13 protein-coding genes and 1 pseudogene are annotated in these 18,719 nt (G+C 61.3%); 8 read left to right on the forward strand and 6 right to left on the reverse strand.

The annotated features are described in order from the left end of the window. Nucleotides 1-1,735 precede the first annotated feature (1,735 nt). From glgX to AAGW05_RS14285, 4 genes are all read left to right on the forward strand, one after another. On the forward strand, nucleotides 1,736-3,946 hold the full coding sequence (glgX, locus tag AAGW05_RS14270) for a glycogen debranching protein GlgX (protein ID WP_411805215.1): 2,211 nt from the start codon (nucleotides 1,736-1,738) through the stop codon (nucleotides 3,944-3,946). After that, complete coding sequence (treY, locus tag AAGW05_RS14275) at nucleotides 3,943-6,306, forward strand: malto-oligosyltrehalose synthase (RefSeq protein ID WP_411805216.1); 2,364 nt, start codon at nucleotides 3,943-3,945, stop codon at nucleotides 6,304-6,306. The genes glgX and treY overlap by 4 nt, the downstream gene beginning before the upstream one ends. Nucleotides 6,307-6,333: 27 nt before the next feature. Beyond that, nucleotides 6,334-8,121 carry a malto-oligosyltrehalose trehalohydrolase gene (gene treZ, locus AAGW05_RS14280; RefSeq protein WP_411805217.1) on the forward strand — a complete coding sequence of 596 codons (1,788 nt, stop codon included), beginning with the start codon at nucleotides 6,334-6,336 and terminating at the stop codon, nucleotides 8,119-8,121. Between the two features lie 1,037 nt (nucleotides 8,122-9,158). Beyond that, nucleotides 9,159-9,428, forward strand: coding sequence for a hypothetical protein (locus AAGW05_RS14285; protein ID WP_411805218.1), 270 nt, complete (start codon nucleotides 9,159-9,161; stop codon nucleotides 9,426-9,428). Nucleotides 9,429-9,676: 248 nt separating this feature from the next. Here the strand turns inward: AAGW05_RS14285 and AAGW05_RS14290 are convergent, their stop codons facing one another. Further along, nucleotides 9,677-9,892, reverse strand: a complete 216-nt coding sequence (locus AAGW05_RS14290; protein ID WP_411805219.1) for a hypothetical protein — start codon at nucleotides 9,890-9,892, stop codon at nucleotides 9,677-9,679. A 909-nt stretch (nucleotides 9,893-10,801) separates the two neighbouring features. Here AAGW05_RS14290 and AAGW05_RS14295 point away from each other — a divergent pair. Beyond that, nucleotides 10,802-11,164 carry a VOC family protein gene (locus AAGW05_RS14295; protein WP_411805220.1) on the forward strand — a complete coding sequence of 121 codons (363 nt, stop codon included), beginning with the start codon at nucleotides 10,802-10,804 and terminating at the stop codon, nucleotides 11,162-11,164. 23 nt (nucleotides 11,165-11,187) lie between these two features. Here the strand turns inward: AAGW05_RS14295 and AAGW05_RS14300 are convergent, their stop codons facing one another. Beyond that, entirely contained in the window at nucleotides 11,188-11,532 is a 345-nt protein-coding gene (locus tag AAGW05_RS14300) for a cytoplasmic protein (RefSeq protein ID WP_411805221.1), read from the reverse strand. 162 nt (nucleotides 11,533-11,694) lie between these two features. On the opposite strand from AAGW05_RS14300, the gene AAGW05_RS14305 reads away from it, so the two are divergent. Further along, nucleotides 11,695-11,979: a hypothetical protein gene (locus tag AAGW05_RS14305; RefSeq protein WP_411805222.1), complete on the forward strand. Its 285-nt coding sequence runs from the start codon at nucleotides 11,695-11,697 to the stop codon at nucleotides 11,977-11,979. A 196-nt stretch (nucleotides 11,980-12,175) separates the two neighbouring features. Here the strand turns inward: AAGW05_RS14305 and AAGW05_RS14310 are convergent. Both AAGW05_RS14310 and AAGW05_RS14315 read right to left on the reverse strand, forming a co-directional pair. Further along, nucleotides 12,176-13,165: pseudogene (locus tag AAGW05_RS14310) on the reverse strand (IS110 family transposase); the annotation flags it as partial. Between the two features lie 106 nt (nucleotides 13,166-13,271). Then, nucleotides 13,272-13,928, reverse strand: coding sequence for a GntR family transcriptional regulator (locus tag AAGW05_RS14315; protein WP_411805223.1), 657 nt, complete (start codon nucleotides 13,926-13,928; stop codon nucleotides 13,272-13,274). A 324-nt stretch (nucleotides 13,929-14,252) separates the two neighbouring features. Between AAGW05_RS14315 and AAGW05_RS14320 the strand changes: the two genes are divergently transcribed. After that, complete coding sequence (locus AAGW05_RS14320; RefSeq protein ID WP_411805263.1) at nucleotides 14,253-15,227, forward strand: ATP-NAD kinase family protein; 975 nt, start codon at nucleotides 14,253-14,255, stop codon at nucleotides 15,225-15,227. Further along, nucleotides 15,228-15,986 (forward strand): SDR family NAD(P)-dependent oxidoreductase, encoded by a 759-nt coding sequence (locus tag AAGW05_RS14325; RefSeq protein ID WP_411805224.1) that lies wholly within the window; start codon nucleotides 15,228-15,230, stop codon nucleotides 15,984-15,986. An 86-nt stretch (nucleotides 15,987-16,072) separates the two neighbouring features. Here the strand turns inward: AAGW05_RS14325 and AAGW05_RS14330 are convergent, their stop codons facing one another. Next, the gene (locus AAGW05_RS14330) at nucleotides 16,073-17,818 is read right to left on the reverse strand and encodes an amylo-alpha-1,6-glucosidase (RefSeq protein WP_411805225.1); all 1,746 of its coding nucleotides are present in this window, start codon (nucleotides 17,816-17,818) and stop codon (nucleotides 16,073-16,075) included. Then, on the reverse strand, nucleotides 17,818-18,714 hold the full coding sequence (locus tag AAGW05_RS14335) for a carbohydrate ABC transporter permease (protein WP_411805226.1): 897 nt from the start codon (nucleotides 18,712-18,714) through the stop codon (nucleotides 17,818-17,820). The genes AAGW05_RS14330 and AAGW05_RS14335 overlap by 1 nt, the downstream gene beginning before the upstream one ends. Nucleotides 18,715-18,719: the final 5 nt, after the last annotated feature.

Genomic DNA, 18,719 nt, shown 5'->3' on the forward strand with positions numbered 1-18,719 from the left:
CACGGTCCGGCATCGGGCTCGCATTCGCCAGCCGCACGCACCGGAGCATTGACCGCCAGCACAAGGCACCATTCATGGTCTCGTTCTCGTTCCCCGCGCCCGGACCAGCTCCCGACTGTCCGTCGCAGAAGCCCGGCATAGCTATCACCGTCAGGCTCAGACACTGGCCGCGCTCGCGCAGACAGGCCCCACTGATGCCGCCCTTAAAGCGACGGCAACGCGCCCAAGGAATGAGGAACAGCATGCAGAGAAAGCCTTTGTCCGAAGTCGGTTGCCCGGGCGAGAGTAGCCTGGCTGGCGAAAAACGGGGCGAAGCAGGCCTCGTCACGAGGACCCCCATCGCGACCGACTGGCACCAGTTTCTGGTTTCGTCCACAAAGGGCGGAAACGCTGCCCACTAACCTGCCTCCAGGGGACTGAGTGCCGTCGTGCCAAGTGACTTCAAGAGGTGGGACAGTATGTTGAAGCTCTTGCCCGGTGTGGCATCTTTCGAAATTTCACCCAGCGCGACTCCAAAGGAGAGCTGCGCAAAACAGGACGCGAGGAAGTCACCGTTTCCCACCCCAGCGTAAAGAAACCCGCTTACTTAAAAAAGCCCAAACCCAGCCGACGTCGACAACATCATCGGAACAAGCCGCGCCACCGTAAACCGCTACCTCACCTTGGGCCCCGCATAACTAAAGATTGTTCACGCTCGTCCCGGGCTTCTCAGCCATGTCTCATCACTGGCTTTGCGCTCACAAGTCAGAGGTCAATCCCACCTCGGTGCGACCCCTAGGATGTTTGTCCGTCTTACGATTCCAGTGAGATGGATCTGACGCAGCTACCGCAGGATCTTCGGTCAACAGTGCAACGAGGGCGGAACAAGGGTCATACCGGCCCCTGGGCCCCTGCAATCATTCGAGACTCTAAACCAGCACTGAGCAGAACTCCGTTGAGGCCATCTCACTGGAATCGTAAGCCGGATGTTTGTTCGGCTGGGGTATATCCGTGTCTCAAATCGAGCATCAACGGTCTTTCCGCCACTTGGCCGGGGACGGCATAGATTGCGATGTTGGCGGCTCTGCCACCGAGCTTGCCTGAACGTGCGAGGCACTCCTTCTTGCCCTTCTTCGGCTACCACGGCCAAATCGCGAATCGCACGCACTTTGGGCCACAATTGCCACACGCGTTGAACATCGTCTCGGTGTGCCCAGAGTTGTTGACGGAACCTCTCGCTTCATCAAGAAAGCGGACCCCGTCAGCACCTCTAAAGGCTCAACAAAGACCCAAAAGTTCCGGGTCTCGTCCGAATCCGCCGCCCGGCTTGGAGCCCTCCGAGTACTTCTCTGCCGGCGGATTGAGCACGTTCGGAGTTACCACCGAGACCCGATCAGCAACGTCTGATTGTTGCGCTGAGCGTCCTAGACGACGCGGTCCTCAGGGGCAGCCCGGGACCGAGCCTTGAAGGGAACTCACGCGCAGCTGACGCATCAGCCTGGGATGACTAGGCCTTGGACATGCTCTCCGATGGGCACGCCCTCAGCCACCGGCACGGGTTTGGTCGGGAGCGCACGGGCCCGTGCGGAGAGTGCGTTAATTACCCATTCCTCATTCCCCAGCAGCTGTCCGCATTGGGGCCGACGCGGGGGTTCACCGACCCACAAGCTACCCCTGTCGATCGGGTATTGTGACGTGCACGACCTGAATGCGGGTGCCGCACCGCACCTCACTTAACTCTCACTTTGGAGGAGACTTGGAAGTTTGGCCTGGAAATGCCTACCCATTGGGAGCCACCTTCGATGGAACAGGCACCAACTTTTCACTCTTCAGCGAACGTGCCGAGAAAGTGTTGCTGTGCCTTCTCGCCGATGATTCGACGGAGACCGCCATCGAAATGGAAGAGGTGGACGGCCACGTGTGGCACTGCTATCTTCCTGACGTCCAACCCGGCCAACAGTACGGCTACCGCGTTCATGGACCGTACGACCCGGCACAGGGCCTGCGTTTTGACCCAAGCAAGCTGCTATTGGATCCGTACGCAAAATCCATCCACGGACAGATTGACTGGGATCCGGCCTTGTTTTCCTACCAATTTGACGATCCGGACGCTCGGCAGGAACAAGATTCAGCACCCCACGCCATGTACAGCGTGGTCATCAACCCGTTCTTCAGTTGGGACGGTGACCGCCAACTGCGCATCCCGTACCATGAGTCCGTTATTTACGAGGCACACGTCAAGGGCCTCACTGAGCTGCACAGTGAAATACCCGAGGAGCAGCGCGGCACTTATGCTGGCGTCGCCCACCCGGTGATGCTGGACCATTTTAAAAAACTTGGCATAACCGCCGTCGAGCTCATGCCCGTCCATCAATTTATCAACGACGGCACGTTGGTGGAGAAGGGGCTCAGCAACTATTGGGGCTACAACAGCATCGGCTTCTTTGCCCCTCAGAACACCTACAGCTCCTCCGGTGAGGACGGCGGTCAAGTCCAGGAATTCAAGGCTATGGTCCGGGACCTTCACAAGGCAGGGATCGAAGTCATTCTCGATGTGGTCTACAACCACACCGCCGAAGGCAACCATCTGGGCCCCACCCTCTCTTTCAAGGGCATAGACAACGCCGCGTATTACCGTTTGGTCGAAGACCACCCCCAGTACTACATGGACTACACCGGCACCGGGAACTCGCTGAATGTCCGGCATCCCTACTCGATGCAACTCATCATGGACTCCCTGCGCTACTGGGTGCAGGAGATGCATGTGGACGGCTTCCGGTTCGATTTGGCGTCCACATTGGCGCGTGAATTCTATGAGGTGGACAAGCTGTCCACATTCTTTGAAATGATCCAGCAGGATCCGGTCATATCCCAAGTGAAGCTCATCGCCGAACCGTGGGATGTGGGTCCCGGAGGCTACCAAGTGGGCAATTTCCCGCCCCAGTGGACGGAATGGAACGGCAAATACCGGGACACCGTGAGGGATTTCTGGCGAGGAGAACCGGCAACGCTCGCCGAATTTGCCTCCCGGCTGACTGGCTCTGCAGATCTGTACGAAAATTCCGGCCGCCGCCCCGTAGCCTCCATTAACTTCGTCACGGCCCACGACGGATTCACACTTCGCGACTTGGTTTCCTACAACGAGAAGCACAACGATGCCAACGGTGAAGGCAACAATGACGGCGAGTCACACAACCGCTCTTGGAATTGCGGTGTCGAAGGCCCCACCGACGACCCCGCCGTGCTGAGCCTGCGCGCACGCCAACAACGGAACATCATCACCACGCTGATGCTCTCCCAAGGCGTTCCCATGCTCGTGCGCGGGGATGAATTGGGCCGCACCCAGCAAGGAAATAACAACACCTACTGTCAAGATTCCGAGCTCAGCTGGGTGCACTGGGATGCTGTGGATCAGCCCTTGGTGGAGTTCACGGCCAGGGTCAATCAGATTCGCCTCAACCACCCCGTTTTCCGGCGCCGTGGCTTCTTCGACGGCCGGCCGGTTCTCCGCGGAGAAGGCGAAGCTCTCCCGGATATCGTCTGGATCAGGCCGGACGGCGCCGATATGCTGCCCGAAGACTGGGACAGTGGATTTGGCCGCTGCGTGGGCGTCTTTTACAACGGAGAAGGCATTGGCGAGAAAGACAGCCGCGGGCGCCGCGTCACCGACAAGAGCTTCTTGTTGCTGTTCAATGCCGACGACGAGGCCGTGAACTTCCATCTCCCCGCCAAGGAATATTCTCCGTCGTGGGAGATTCTGGTGGACACCGCCGGAAGCGCTGACACGGAACTGCCCGATGCCGGCGCCACAGTCGAATTGGCGGGAAAGTCCACGATGGTCCTGCGCGCCTATTCCGGCCCTGAAGAAGTGGTTGACTACTCCGCCGCGGCGTCCCTGGCCGCCATGGCCCCGGACAGCGGGGAGCACCCCGAAGGTCAAGCCACTCCGGAAGGAGCCTGGTCATGAGAGCCCCATCTTCCTCCTACCGGCTGCAGTTGAGCGCGGACTTCACCTTGTTCGATGCCGCCAGCACCGTGCCCTATCTGAAGCTGCTGGGTGTGGATTGGGTGTACCTCTCCCCCATCCTGACGGCTGAAAAGGGCTCGACACACGGTTACGATGTCACCGACACCTCCAAGGTTGATGCGGAACGTGGCGGTCCCGAAGGTCTGGCAGCTCTCTCCCAGGCGGCGCGCGAGGCCGGCCTCGGGGTGCTGGTGGACATTGTGCCGAACCACATGGGCGTCGCGACGCCGAAACAGAACCCGTGGTGGTGGTCCCTCCTGAAAGAGGGCCAGGACTCGCCGTGGGCCAGCTCGTTCGACGTCGATTGGGCCGCCGGTGCGGGGCGCATCCGAATCCCTGTTTTAGACGATGACGAAGATGTGGCTGCCTTGAAGATCGAGGATGGCGAGCTCTGCTATTACGAGCACCGATTCCCTCTGGCAACAGGCACGTTTTCGGACGGCGACGCTGCTGCCGACGTGCATGCCAGGCAGCACTACGAGCTGATCGGGTGGCGCCGGGCCGACTTTGATTTGAACTACCGCCGGTTTTTCGCGGTGAACTCACTGGCGGGCCTGCGCGTGGAGGACCCGAAAGTTTTCGCTCAATCCCACCGGGAGATTCTGCGCTGGTTCGATGAGGACCTGGTGGACGGGCTGCGCATCGACCACCCCGACGGCTTGGCCGATCCGGAAGGGTATCTGCACAGGCTCAGGCAGGGCATCGGCGGCAAATATGTGTTGGTGGAGAAGATCCTTGAGCCTGGTGAGGACCTCCCCCAAGGTTTCGACTGCGAGGGGACCACCGGCTACGACGCCCTGGCGGACATAGACCGGGTGTTCATTGACGACGCCGGGCAAGCGGGTATTGATGCCGTCAGCGCCAAGCTCCGCGGGTCACGGATAACGGACTATGAAGAGACCATCCACGGCACCAAGCGACGCGTCACAGATGGAATATTGCATTCAGAAATGCTGCGCCTGGCCCGCCTGGTTCCTGCGAGCGCCAGATTGGGCGTTGAGCACTGGGCCGATGCCCTGTCTGAAATCATCGCCTGCTTCCCGGTCTACCGGACGTACCTGCCCGAGGGTGCCGATATTTTGCGGTCGGCGTGCGAACAGGCGGGCCGCCGCCGCCCCGACTTGCAGGGCGCCGTGGGGATCCTTTTGCCGTTGCTGCTGGACGTGGGGCCGGACGACGGCGCCGAGATGGGCCGCCGCTTCCAGCAAACCTCCGGCATGGTCATGGCCAAGGGAGTTGAGGACACGGCCTTCTTCCGCCAGAACCGTTTGGGCACCTTGACGGAGGTCGGCGCCGACCCCACGGAGTTCGCCATCCCAGCGGCGGAGTTCCATGCCCGGATGCACCGCCGACTGGAGCAGATCCCGCTGTCCATGACAACCTTGAGCACCCACGACACCAAACGCAGCGAGGACACCCGGGCCCGGATCTCTGTCTTGGCGGAACTGCCCGCTGTGTGGGGGCAGTTTGTGCAGCGCATGCAGACCCTGGCACCGCTACCCGACGGACCGCTTGCCAACCTGCTGTGGCAGGCCGTCGCCGGTGTCTGGCCGGCGGACCGCGACCGGCTCCACGCATACGCCGAAAAGGCAGCCCGGGAAGCCGGAAAATCAACCGATTGGGCCGACCCGCAGGAGAACTTCGAGGAGCGGCTAGCGCAGGTGGTCGACGCTGCCTTCGACAACCCCGAGGCGCACCGCGAGCTGGAGGCGCTGGTTGCCCTGTTGGAGCCCTATGGGGCCTCCAATTCCCTGGCCGCCAAAATCGTTCAACTGACCATGCCGGGTGTGCCGGACGTCTACCAGGGCACCGAACTGTGGGACCTGTCCCTGACGGACCCGGACAACCGCCGGCCCGTCGATTTCCCTGCACGCTGGCGAATGCTGGAGCAGCTGGACGAAGGCGGGCTCCCGGCATCGGCCGTTGGGGCGGAAACGAAGCTGCTGGTGACCTCGCGGGCGCTGCGGCTGCGCCGCACCCGCCCGGACCTGTTCCGTGGCTACACCCCCGTGTACGCCCAAGGCCCGGCAGCGAAACACCTGCTCGCCTTCAGCCGCGGCGACGGCAGCGGCCAGGGCGCGCTGACACTGGCGACTAGGCTCCCCCATGGGCTGGAACAAGGCGGCGGCTGGCAAGGGACGCACATCCGCCTCGCTGGCGACATGTCTGATGAGCTGACGGGCCGCAGCTTCAATGCGGGCGAGGTGCCCGTGGGAGAGATCCTCTCCAGCCACCCCGTAGCCCTGCTGAAACCCGAGCCCCTGCCCGATGGCCCGGACCCTGCCGCCACCCGCGTCTAACGCCCCAACGATGAAAAGGAGGGTGTCGTGACCCAACAGGCACCAGAGCGCGGACGCTTCGATGTGTGGGCCCCGGCAGCAGATACTGTGACTCTGCTGGCCGGAGGGACCGAATATGCCATGACCCGGCGTAGCGATGAGGCCCCCGGCGATGAAGGCTGGTGGACCACTGCTGGCGTCCCCGCGCACGATGAGGTGGACTACGGCTATCTGTTGGACGGTGACACCACCGCCCTGCCGGATCCCCGCTCCCGCCGGCAGCCTCACGGCGTCCATTCACTCTCGCGCACCTTTGATCCCACCGCGCACGCCTGGCAGGACGGGGCGTGGCAGGGGCGGGAGCTGACGGGTGCCGTCATTTATGAGCTGCACCTGGGCACCTTCACCGATGCGGGCACCTTGGATGCGGCGGCTCTGAAGCTGGATTACCTGGCGGAGCTCGGCATTGACTTCATCGAACTGCTCCCGGTCAATGGCTTTAACGGCACCCACAACTGGGGCTACGACGGCGTACTCTGGTATGCGGTTCATGAGGGTTATGGCGGACCGGCAGCCTACCAGCGCTTCGTCGACGCGGCGCACCAGGCGGGGATCGGTGTCATCCAGGACGTGGTGTACAACCATTTGGGACCCAGTGGGAACTACCTTCCCCGTTTTGGCCCCTACCTCAAGGACGGTGCCGGCAACACGTGGGGGGATTCGGTGAATCTGGACGGTCCCGGCTCGGATACCGTCCGCCGCTACATTCTGGACAACGCCGCCATGTGGCTGCGGGACTACCATGTGGACGGCCTGCGGCTCGACGCCGTCCACGCGCTGCAGGATGAACGGGCGCTGCCGCTGCTGGAAGAGCTGGGCGAGATGGCCGAGGTCGTCTCTGCCGAGACCGGCCGCCCGGTGGCCATGATCGCGGAATCGGATCTCAATGATCCGCGGCTGCTGTACTCGCGGCCAGAGAACGGTAACGGGCTGCGAGCGCAATGGAGTGACGACTTCCATCACGCCGTGCATGTCAATGTCAGCGGTGAGACTGCGGGCTACTACGCCGACTTTGATTCAGTGGGAGCGTTGGCGAAGGTGCTCCAGGACGGATTCTTCCACGACGGAAGCTACTCCAGTTTCCGGGGCCGCCATCACGGCCGGAAGATCAACAAAGCGGCGGTGCATCCCTCCGCCCTGGTGGTGTGCAACCAAAATCACGACCAGATCGGCAACCGTGCCGCCGGTGACCGGCTGTCACAGACTCTCGGGTACGGGCAGCTGGCCGTCGCCGCCGTGGCAACGCTGGCGTCCCCGTTCACGCCTATGCTGTTCATGGGCGAGGAATACGGGGCCAGCACCCCCTGGCAATTCTTTACCTCCCATCCCGAGCCGGAGCTGGCTGAAGCCACCGCGACGGGCCGGTTGGACGAGTTCGCGGCCATGGGATGGGACCCGGAGGTGGTCCCGAACCCGCAGGATCCTAGGACATTCACCCGGTCCAAGCTCAAGTGGTCGGAAGCGTACGACGGCGACCATGCGCGCCTTTTGGACTTGTACAAGCGGCTGATCTGCCTGCGCCGGGCCACGCCCGAACTCAGCCAGCCGGGCTTCGCTGCCACCTCGGTCGTCTTTGATGAGGATGCGAAGTGGCTGCTATTGCGCAGGGGCGGGATCGATGTGGCCTTAAACTTCTCCCCAGAAACGGCACAGCTGCCGGTCCGCGGACAGCATTTGCTACTCGCCACTGATGGCGGCTCCCTGCTGGATGTTTCCGGGCTCGAGCCTCGGCTGGAGCTGCCGGGTCACAGCGCGGCTATCGTGGCGGACCGCTAAGGCTTTCCCGCCCGCAAGCGGTTCGCCCTGACCTTCCCACTCTGCCGGGGAACCACGGGCGAGATGATCGGCACACACGGGGGCCATGTGGCACAGGCACGGGGCCGCCTCCCGCCGTTGCCGCCGGACTTTGAATCGCCAGGGCCACAGCTCATACCAGCGGATGGTGCTTTCAGAGGTGAGCACCCCGGCGTCATGTTCACCATAGATAACAATTCCGGATTGCCGGGCGCCGTGTTCGTTACTCCCTCCTGCGGGCTGGGCGAAGCAGGCGTCCAGAGCACGGTGCAGGGCAGCGAGGATCCTGAACCGCTTTCAGCCCAATGAGAGTGGCCGCCTCTCGATACAAGGGGGACGCCATTGGCCAGCGCTTTGGCTCGGGCACTGTCCGCATCCTTACGGTCAGAACTCAGATGGCTGGCTCCGATACCGGCGGGGCCCAATGACCATGCGGCCTTTGCGCATTGGCAGGTGGTCGAGGGCATCGATTCGATGTTTCTCAACCCCGGCACGGTGGTGGACATCTGGCTGCGACTGGCCGGTACGGTGTCCCCGTCACCCTGGAACTCACTACCGGATGCGCCCATCGTTGACCAGCTGCCGTCGATGGTGGCCGTTTTGGCGGTGATCATCGCGTCTCGGCAGAGGAGGAGGTCACCCCGACCTCGAGCAGGGAGCGGTAGAAACCGGGTGAAAGCCAGTCGGAGAGGATGTGATTTGCATCCTTGGGCAGAGTGACTGATCCGGGCTGGTGTGAGGAACTCCCGGTGTGGATCCGGTCGCGTTCTCGTTCCAGCTGTTCACCAACCCCTGCCGCAGATCCCGTCCGGAAGGGCCCACCATCCACACATGGGTGTCTCGCCATTCCGTGGCGTACATGGACCCGTTATTGTAGCCCCCACACACTGTCCTATCGCGTCATCCACAATCGGATCATCGACTCTGAAGAATTTGCGGTGGGCCTGTCTGGTGCTTGCGCGAAGTCTTGGTGAGCATGGAGGTGCGCAGCACCGGGACCGATGGATGTGGACGTCCGGGTGGAACTGGACGAAAGAGGGTGGCACGACCAGGTTCACGAATTGGTCATGGATGATATAAACCTTGATACCCGGGCCGGCCGCCGCATTGACGGCGTCCTTGACTTGCTGCCCGGTTTCATCATTTTTCCAGATGAACGTCGCGATCACGATGCTGACTTTAGCGTCCCGGATCGCTTGGAGTTTGTCGCGGTACAGGTCCACCCCAAAGGTGTACGCCGTAATGTCAGTATCGGCGATGGTCGTGATGGGAATGCCCCGGTGCGGTAAGTCCTTGCTCCCGCTCCGCCAATTGTTTTTGACGATGTCTCGGAAAACGAGGCCACCACTGACTGCCCCCGGACTGCCGCGAAAGCCAAGAGTGAACGGCCCGTTGTCTTCTGGGAGACATCGGCAACAGGCTTTGGCAACGATCCATTTGTCTGCAGAGTCGTTAACCCAAGGGTGGCTTTTTTGTGAATCAGGCCGGACACGAATGTGCGCAGCCAGGAGGAACCTGATGGGTGAGCAGGAAATTCCTATTTTTTTTCTTCGAGTTTCAGTGCAATGCCCACTGCGAAGAATGTCGGGGCCCAATGCCCAACGAAAATGCCCCACCGGTCTGACTGAGCCTTCGAATCGTCGCTCTTGGCTCGGCTGACGAGCCAAGAACCGAGTGACAATACGATGGATGCGAAGCCACCAGCGTAAGCGTATTCGCTCTTGATCCCCGAATTGTGCAACATCTCAATCATGTCAACTCCCTCTTACGGTTTGGTTCGAACATCTCGACTCTCTCACCAGTCACGTCCAATTTACAGAAGCTAATTCCCCGGGCAAGTTCTTCTCAGCCACCACGACAATCTACCCATGTGCGGCTATACGAGGTGCCGCCAAGCCTCCATGCTGTACAGCCATAGTCCCAAATCACCGCTCCTGAGCATCGACGGAGGCCGTGATGGAAGCGCAGAAGTGGGCTTATCCGAGTACGCGAAAAGGTCTTCAAGGGCAGTCACACTGCCGGTTTCATCTTGGCTCCGCGCGAGGGCTAAGGATCTGAAAGTGAAAGGATTGGAGATTCTGGAACAGGACCTTCGCGACGATCGATGTGAGGTGATCCTGCACCGAGAGCTCCGACAGGAATATCCGCTGGGCAATGCATTCTTGTGCTATTTTCTTCTGCGATCACGCCCCAGGGTTCTCTCTGGCAGGCCCTCATGCCGCGTGCTAGAGCGGAGATTTCAAGGCGTTACTCGGGCGAGCTGACTTCCAGGGAAGCAATCCTCGAATGCATACTCGTACCCACGGATAAGGACTTGAGGTGTCCGCCGCCGGCCTCAGCTCCCTGAGCATGGCGCAAAGTAACCGGCCCAACCCCGGCACCCGCTGAATCCACCCAGTAGCCCTCTCTGCCGATGAGCATGCCTATTCTTTGAGCCCTGGCCGACCGCGTAGGGGTTGTCGGTGCGCTCTACAACGACCGCCGCCTCGGGTTGGTCAACCGCAAAGGTCAGTTGGCCAACCGCAATTTGTCTACTTTGATGAACATGATGAGAAAGTCCTTGCGCATTGACTCCACTGAAAGTGAGTACCATGGCACTTACGCAGGTCACCGGCCTGCCCTGATTCCGCGAAACTTGCGGGTGGAAGGAGTCCTTGTGGACATGCGCTTGGAATTGGTCCCGCTGCCCTCAACTGATGTTGACCGCAGCAAGGCGTTCTACGTTGATCAGGTGGGTTTCAACTTAGATCATGACATTGAGCCGGGCAACGGCATGCGCGTCGTCCAGCTGACACCCCCAGGATCAGCATGCTCCATCGTTATTGGCGTGGGCATCAGCGACCCCACAGCAGCACCTGTCCATGGCCTGCACTTGGTGGTGGATGACCTTGACACCATTCGCCGGATGCTTCTCGGCAGGGGGGTTGAGGTGTCCGGGGTTAGCGACATGGGCGGGGGCGTCAGTTACGCGTACTTCAGCGATCCCGACGGCAATTCCTGGGCACTTCAACAAATCTCCCGTTAATTGGAAGGGTGTACCAGCAGTTTTCAGGGCCCCTCCGGACCTAGCGAGCCGCTTGGGCCTTGAGATGCGCTCTGGGCTGGCTCCTTGAGTTCCACAAAGAACGCATGAGTGTCCGTTTCCCCAATGTTTTCCCCGTAATGGTCCTGAGAAGACATCCAACGTGCCACGCCTGCGGGTAATTCCACGTCGACGCTTTGTCCGTTGGAAGAAAGACGGCGGCGGAACGTGCTGGCCGTAATCATCACACTGTCAGGATGATGATGCGCGGTGGTCACGTGTCCTGGCGTGTCCGTGTACTCGAGCACACGCACCCGATCATTCTCAAATACAACCCGATAGTTCTGCGGATTCGCGTCAACTGGATCCATGGCCAGAGCCTAACCCGAGAACACCTCCAGCAACAGAGCATTGAGGAGATTCCACTCATGATTTTTGATCGCTGTCATTAACTAATTGGCAGGGAAAACGCCGTTTGGACACATCACTCCCCCGGCCAGCTGGTCCGCAACCCCGCCACACGCGTCCTGAAAGTGACACACCTGGACACCCATGACATCTCCGAGATTTACCAAGCCCGCAAGGTCTTGGAACTCGCCGGGAATGAGTCCTCACGCAATGCAAGCGCCAGTGAACTGGGAGGGCTCCAGCACGCCGTGGACGGGATGCGGGAAGCCGCGGAGAACGACGGCGTCTTCGCTTTCGTCCAAGCCGACTCGCATGTAGCCAAACCGTCTGTTGCGTCCAACTGCAGGGATGCAACCGCCATAGGCACTTCAGCTAGGCAATTTGATTCTCTCCCACGGTCCTCAGCTTAATTCGGAGCAACCCAACGAACTTCGGCTCACCACACTGCGGTGGCCTCTACACTCTCTGAAAAGCCGCCAATGGGGGGTGTCCCTATGTTTTTCGTCAAGGGGTTTAGCTGTCTTTATTCCAAAAATATTGAGTAACTATTTTTGGCAGGGGAAAGTGGCTGCCGGTGTGTGTCCGGCAGCTGCTGTCTTGGAATGGTTATGTGGTTTTGGAAGTTGGGGCGTCGTAGAGGGCGCCGTCGCCGAGCATGGCGAAGAGCACGTCGCAGCGGCGTCGGGCGAGGGCGATCAGGGCTTGATTGTGGCGCTTGCCTTCGGCTCGTTTCCGGTCGTAGTAGGCCCGTGAGAGCGGGTCTTTCAGGGCTGCGAATGCGGAGAGGAAGAACGCCCGCTTCAGGGACTTGTTGCCCTTTTTGGAGGGGTGGTCGCCACGGATTGAGGTGCCTGAGCGCCAGGTGACCGGGGCCAGTCCGGCGTAGGAGGCGAGGTGGCCGGCAGTCTTGAATTCCTTGCCTGCAACCTCGGTGAGGATGCGTGCTTCGGTCCTGACCCCGACTGCTGGCATGGAAGTCAGGACGAGGTGAAGAGGGTGGGCCTCCACGAGTGCTTCAACTTGCTTGAGGAGCTCATCTCGGGCGGTGCGTAGTTGCTTGAGCATTCCGGCGAGTTGAGGCAGAACAATGCCTGCCGCGTTAGTGCCAGCGACCACGACGCTCTGCTCGCCTAGGGCTGTAAATACTTCTTGGGCCCAGCGTTTCCCGGCCCGTGGAGCGTACTTCGAAAGCAGTGTCGTGACGCGGGTTTGTCCTGCTTTGCGAAGCTTGTCCGGGGTCGGGTATTTGATCAGTAATTCTGCTATTGCTGGATGGTCCAGATGCGTACCGATGACACGTTCCAAGGCGGGATGGATCTGGGTGAGCAGGCCCCTGATCCTGTTCGAGGTCGCGGTGGCTTGCTTCGCCAGATCATCGTCAAATCCACACAACATCGAGAGTTCGGCAGATTTTTCATCGGCAACGACGATGGAACGCAGCGTGTGTGGCAGGGACCGGGCGGCCTCAGCGATGATGGCTGCGTCTCTGGCGGTCTTGGCTTCTCCAGGGTGCAGATCAGCGATGCGGCGCATCGCCAAACCGGGAATGTAGCCGACAAGAATAGGAGCACCAACACCCCCCGGATCATCAATGACTGGGGGACTTAATCATGCCGGGACCGACAGGCCAACAACCCCAATTCTTACTCTTTAAGGGGCTACTAAAAAGGTAACGGGGGTACCAATCACCGCGGAAGAGACTTTAGTGAGCAGGGACCTTGGCCTTGAGCGCGTTGATGATGCGCGGGACGCTATTATGCCAGTTGTCCTCCAGTGCACCAATAGCACCGTGCAGATCGTTGGCAGCCAGCGCCTCGGCGATGGCCTCATGTTCGTCCGCGGCGCGCTCCATCAAGTCTGCGTTTCCAACGAAAAGCCGCTCGTACCGTCGCAAAGCTAGCTTGTAGGACGCAACGGTCTCCAACAGGCGCTTGTTAGGACTACCGGATGTGAGCAGGGCATGGAATGCGTCGTCGTGCTCGTGTATTTCGTCGGCCGAACTGACGGAAGCAGTGAAGCCTTGAGCTTGTTCCGCCAAGAGGCGCCCAATGCGGGGCAACTCCGAGGCCGGCGTCAGGCGCAGAGCGAGCCCCTCCAGTGCTGCGATGATCTGCACGGTCTCCGTAAAGTCATTGGCGCCAATGGGTGCCCATCTAAAACCTTTGCCCGATACACGAAGGATGACGCCCTGTTGAGACAGTGAGATGAGCGCCTCCCGTAGCGGGGTCCTGCTAACCCCGAGTTGCTCGGACACGGCGACCTCGTTGATGCTCTCCCCCATGGCGAATTCACCGGCACCCACACGGTCCATAATCTCCGTTTCAATCTGCTCACGCAGTGTTTGACGCTGAATGGACACTTGTTTCCCCTTTGCATCGCAGTATCGACTTGTGAAGTGATGGCGCGATAGATCTACCACTCCATTGAAGTTTCAGTATACTGTATACAGAAATGGAGGTGGATATGTATGGACACAGTTAGTGTAGGGCTTATAGTCAATCCGGTCGCCGGACTGGGCGGTCCATCCGGGCAAAAAGGCAGTGACGGCCCAGACATTCTACGGATTGCTCGCAGTTCCGGCTATTCGATGACATCCCCTAATCGTGCGCGGCACGCTCTTGAACAGCTCTCCGTTTTGCTGGAACGCTCAGGTCACACGCTTCATGTGTACACCGGCCCGGGGATGTTGGGTGAGGATGTTGTCCAAGGGCTTTGCTCACTCACAGTACTGGACGCCGGAATATGCGGCACGAGCATCAGGGACACAAGTAGCGCAACTGATACCCGACGGTTGGCCCGGCTACTCGTGAAGGCCGGTGTTGACATAATTCTCTTTGCCGGGGGGGACGGCACGGCACGGGATGTACTCGACTCTATTGGCGGCGCCATTCCCGTCTTGGGCATTCCTTCTGGTGTCAAAATATACTCTTCGGTCTTTGCGCTCACACCGACAACCGCGGGGTCACTGGCAGCGTCTTGGCTGACGGGTGAGGAGAGGGCTGTTGCAGAGCGCGACGTCGTCGACATTGATGAGGAACTTCTGCGCGCAGGGCTCGCTTCCCCCGCCCTGTACGGAACACTTAGCGTGCCTGTGGACCCAAGCCGCTTGCAGTCGCGAAAGGCCGCCACTCCGGCATCGGACGCTAATGCAGTGGCAGCCTTGGCGCGCGCCTTTGTCAGGGGCATGGAATCGAACCGAACTTACATTTTGGGGCCCGGCGGAACGACCAACGCCATTGGCGCCGTGCTCGGCCTGGCCACGACACGCTTGGGCGTGGATGTTGTACGAAACGGGGTGCTGGTCACTGCAGACGCCGATGCACACGCGCTGGAAGCCATGCTGGACGCTGATTTCAACGGCGGACCGGCCACCGTGGTTCTCACGCCTCTGGGCGGTCAGGGCTTCGTCGTCGGCCGGGGAAACCAGCAGGTTACAGCGCGGCTGCTTTCCCATGTGCCGCTTCAGATCGTCGCAACGGACGGCAAACTCTCATCGTTGGCCGGGCGGCCGCTATGGGTGGACTCCGGCGATGACGAGGTCGACGCCAAGCTCAACGGCTACGCAAAAGTTTTCACGGGTGCGGGCACCCACACTGTCTACCCGGTCCGCCGGGTGTTTGAAGAAACCCAAGGCACCACCACAACCAAGGAGTACTGAATGCGTTTGAAGAACAAAAATGCCATCGTCACCGGCGGCGGCTCAGGTATCGGCCGCGCCACTGCATTGGCGATGGCCACCGAAGGCGCCAATGTGGCTATCTTTGACATCAACGAGGCAGCTGCCAAGGCCGTGGCTGAGGAGGCCGCCGCACTTGGTGTCAAGGCTCTTGGGCTTGCGGTCAATGTGGCCGACAATGATCAGGTCCAGTCGGGCGTGGCCCAAGTGGTGAATGCCTTTGGCGGCGTTAACGTGCTATTTAACAACGCAGGCATCATCCGCCGCGCCAACGTGCTCGAAACCTCCCTGGAGGACTGGGAACGCGTCATGGCCGTAAACGTGCGTGGCCCGTTCCTGTTGTGCAAGCACGTGGTTCCCCTCATGCAGGCGGCCGGTGGCGGCTCGATCGTCAACACCGGCTCTGGCTGGGGCCTGAAGGGCGGCGGCAACGCCCTTTCTTACTGCACGTCCAAGGCTGCCGTGGTCAACATGACCCGCGCACTGGCCATCGATCACGGACCGGATAACATCCGGGTAAACTCGGTCAACCCCGGGGACACCAACACTCCAATGCTCCGCGAGGAGGCCCGGCAGCTCTCCCAAGAAGAGCAGAGCTTCCTGGCCGAATCCGATGACCGTCCGCTCAAGCGGATGGGCACCCCTGAGGAAATCGCGGAGGCCGTGGTTTGGCTGGCCAGCGATGCGAGTTCCTACGTAACGGGCTCTGCGCTGGTGGTCGACGGCGGCGGCATCGCCTGAGCATGCCGGCACACAAGGAAGCCCATCCTGGATACTCCAGGATGGGCTTCCTTGTGTGCCGCACTTGCTTGCGTGGTTGAGAGGAGTTATTTGCGTCTTGAAGCCAGCCACACGGCCAGGTCAAGGAATAGGGCTGCGGACCAGCCAAAGCCGGTGGTGGCGCCGGCCGCGCGAGCCCCTGTCAGCGGGTTCCAGTATTCGTGGATTCCCCCGCTCTCCCTTACCATGTGGACTGTCCGCTCGGCAAGATCGGCGGCCTCAGCATCCATGCCGCTTCGCTGCAACCCCTGGACCACCAGCCAATTCACGTTCAACCACACCGGCCCGCGCCACATCTTGTCTGCATCGAATTCGGGCTCGCCCAGCGCCACGGTTGGTAGCGGATAGGCCGCTCCCAAGGCCCCCGGCGCAGTGAGCGATTCCCGCAAGCTCTCCAGCACCTGGGTGGACAGCCTGCCGGTCAACAGTGGCATCAGCGCGAACGGCGTGAGCGTCTCTCGACGGCCAGCAGGGGTCAACGCCACAAATTGGCCGAGCCCGGCGTCATAGCGCTCTGCAACCAGCAGATCCGCCGTGGCGTCCGCCATGGACCGCTGCGCCCCCGCCTCCTCAACGTCGCCGCAGTCGTCGGCCAGTGCGGCCATCGAATCCAGTGCCATGACCAGGTAACTGGGGAGATCGGGGGCGAACACCGGGCCACCGTCGTCAAAGAGAGGGGAATCGTCCAGGCCCGAAGAATAGACGTGCTCATAGCCTGGCAGCCCGTCCGGCGAGGGCCGGTCGAACCACCATCGGTGCAGCCGGTCCAGTCCGCCCTTGAGTTCGGCCTGCACGGAGTCCTGCAGGGAGCTGCCGGCCGCCTGGTCCACGGCGCGGGCCGCCCACGCTGCCAGCGGCGGTTTCGTGATGGGCATGTAGGCCTGGGTGACCATGGGCGAGTCCGGCCCATGAATCCGGGCCAGGGCGACCAGGTCCCCAGGTGGCATGTCCGCGACGCAAGCCAGTGTCCCGCCGTCGTGCACCACGTCCGGCAAACCGCCGTCGGGCGCCTGCTCGGCGAAGAACAAGCGCAACTGGTCTGCCGCCAGCTTCGGATCGCCGTGGCGCAGGCCGAAACTGATGAAGTAGGAGTCCCACTGCCAGGCCGCAACGTAGCCCTGCTTCGACGGAACCACTGTTTCTAAGTCCGGGTGCGTGGCAAGCCGGACGATGTTGCTGGCTAGGAGCCACCACGCGTAGCGGGCCATTTCTCGATCCGAGTCCCGGACGGCTGGCAGCTTGTCGAACCAGTCCCGCCAGCGGCCCGACGCGGCCTCCACATACCGCCCGTGGCTGCCGGGTTCCGGGGTTGCACGCACGGCGCCGCCCATGCGGACGCTCACGCTGCCGCCGGCCGGCAGCACGATGCTGGGCGCGCCAAAGGTGGCGCGTCCTTGCGTACTGCACCAGCGAATGGGCGCGCCGTCGGCCTCGGAGATTGGTTGCCCAAGTTCGTCGGTCCCAAAGGCTTCAAGGACCACTCTGACCAGGGGGCCCTCGTCGGCAACCCCAAGGCTGAGAGTTTCTGCGTCGACGAACGTCAGTGATACCGCGCCGTCGGAAAAGCTGATGCCCTCGGGGCCGACGCCGGTGACCGGCAGCTGCCGGCCGTCCGCGTCCTCCACGGCGAGCCGGCGCAGGTGCGTGCAGCGGTCCGCGTGGCGCTCGTAGACCGCCCCGGCAACTCTAAGGCTCCCGTCGGGGCGGGCGAAGATGAGAAGCCGGGATCCCCTGTCCGTCAACGGAACGGCGTCGAGGTCCAGGAACGCCCCTGCACCGGGCCAGGCACTCATCAGGAGCCGCCCATGCCGGACATGGCCATGGAGTTCAGGATCCTGCGGTTGCCGATCAGGAACGCGATCAGCATCGGCACAATCGAGATGGCCGAAGCCGCCATGATCAGCGAGTAATTGACGCCGCCGTATTGGCCGGTGAACTGTGAGAGCAACAGCGGAACGGTGAACTGGTTCTCGCTATTGAGGACAATCAGGGGCAGGAAGAAATTGTTCCAAGCCCCCAGAGCCACCACAATGGACAACGCTGCCAAACCGGGCTTGATGTTGGGCATCACGATGCTGAACAGGATCCGCCAGCGGCCGGCACCGTCCAGACGTGCCGCTTCCTCAAGCTCAACGGGAAGCGAGCGGATGAACTGGCGCACCAGGAACACAGCGAACGGGTTGCACAGCACAGCCGGGATAATGAGCGCCAGGTGGGTATCCACCCAGCCCAGCTTCGCAAAGATCATGTACAGCGGCACGATCGTGACCTGCTGCGGGACCATTTGGGTGGCCAGAAACAAGACGAACAGGAACTTGCTACCCCTGAACTCAATCCGGGCGAAAGCGTAGGCGGCCATGGAAGCAGTCAGGATGGTTCCGGCGACTGTCAGTATGCAAATGTAAATACTGTTCCAGTAGGCCAGGCCGAACGGGGCTGCGTTCCAGGCTGCCGCGTAGTTTTCGAAGTTCCAAGGAGCAGGGAACAATCCCAGGGGGTTGGCCAGAATTTGGGGCAGCGATTTGAAGGACGTCAGCAGCATCCACAGAAATGGTGCCACCATGAGCAAGCCCCCCACGGCCAGCAGCACGTGCAGGATGATCCGGGACATTTTGACGCTGCGCGCCGGACGCCGGCGCGGCGCTAGTCGCACGATGCGGGCGGGTCGTTGTTGCAGTGAAGTAGCCATGTCTA

The organism is Arthrobacter sp. LAPM80, from assembly GCF_046736435.1.
Classification (GTDB): Bacteria; Actinomycetota; Actinomycetes; order Actinomycetales; family Micrococcaceae; genus Specibacter.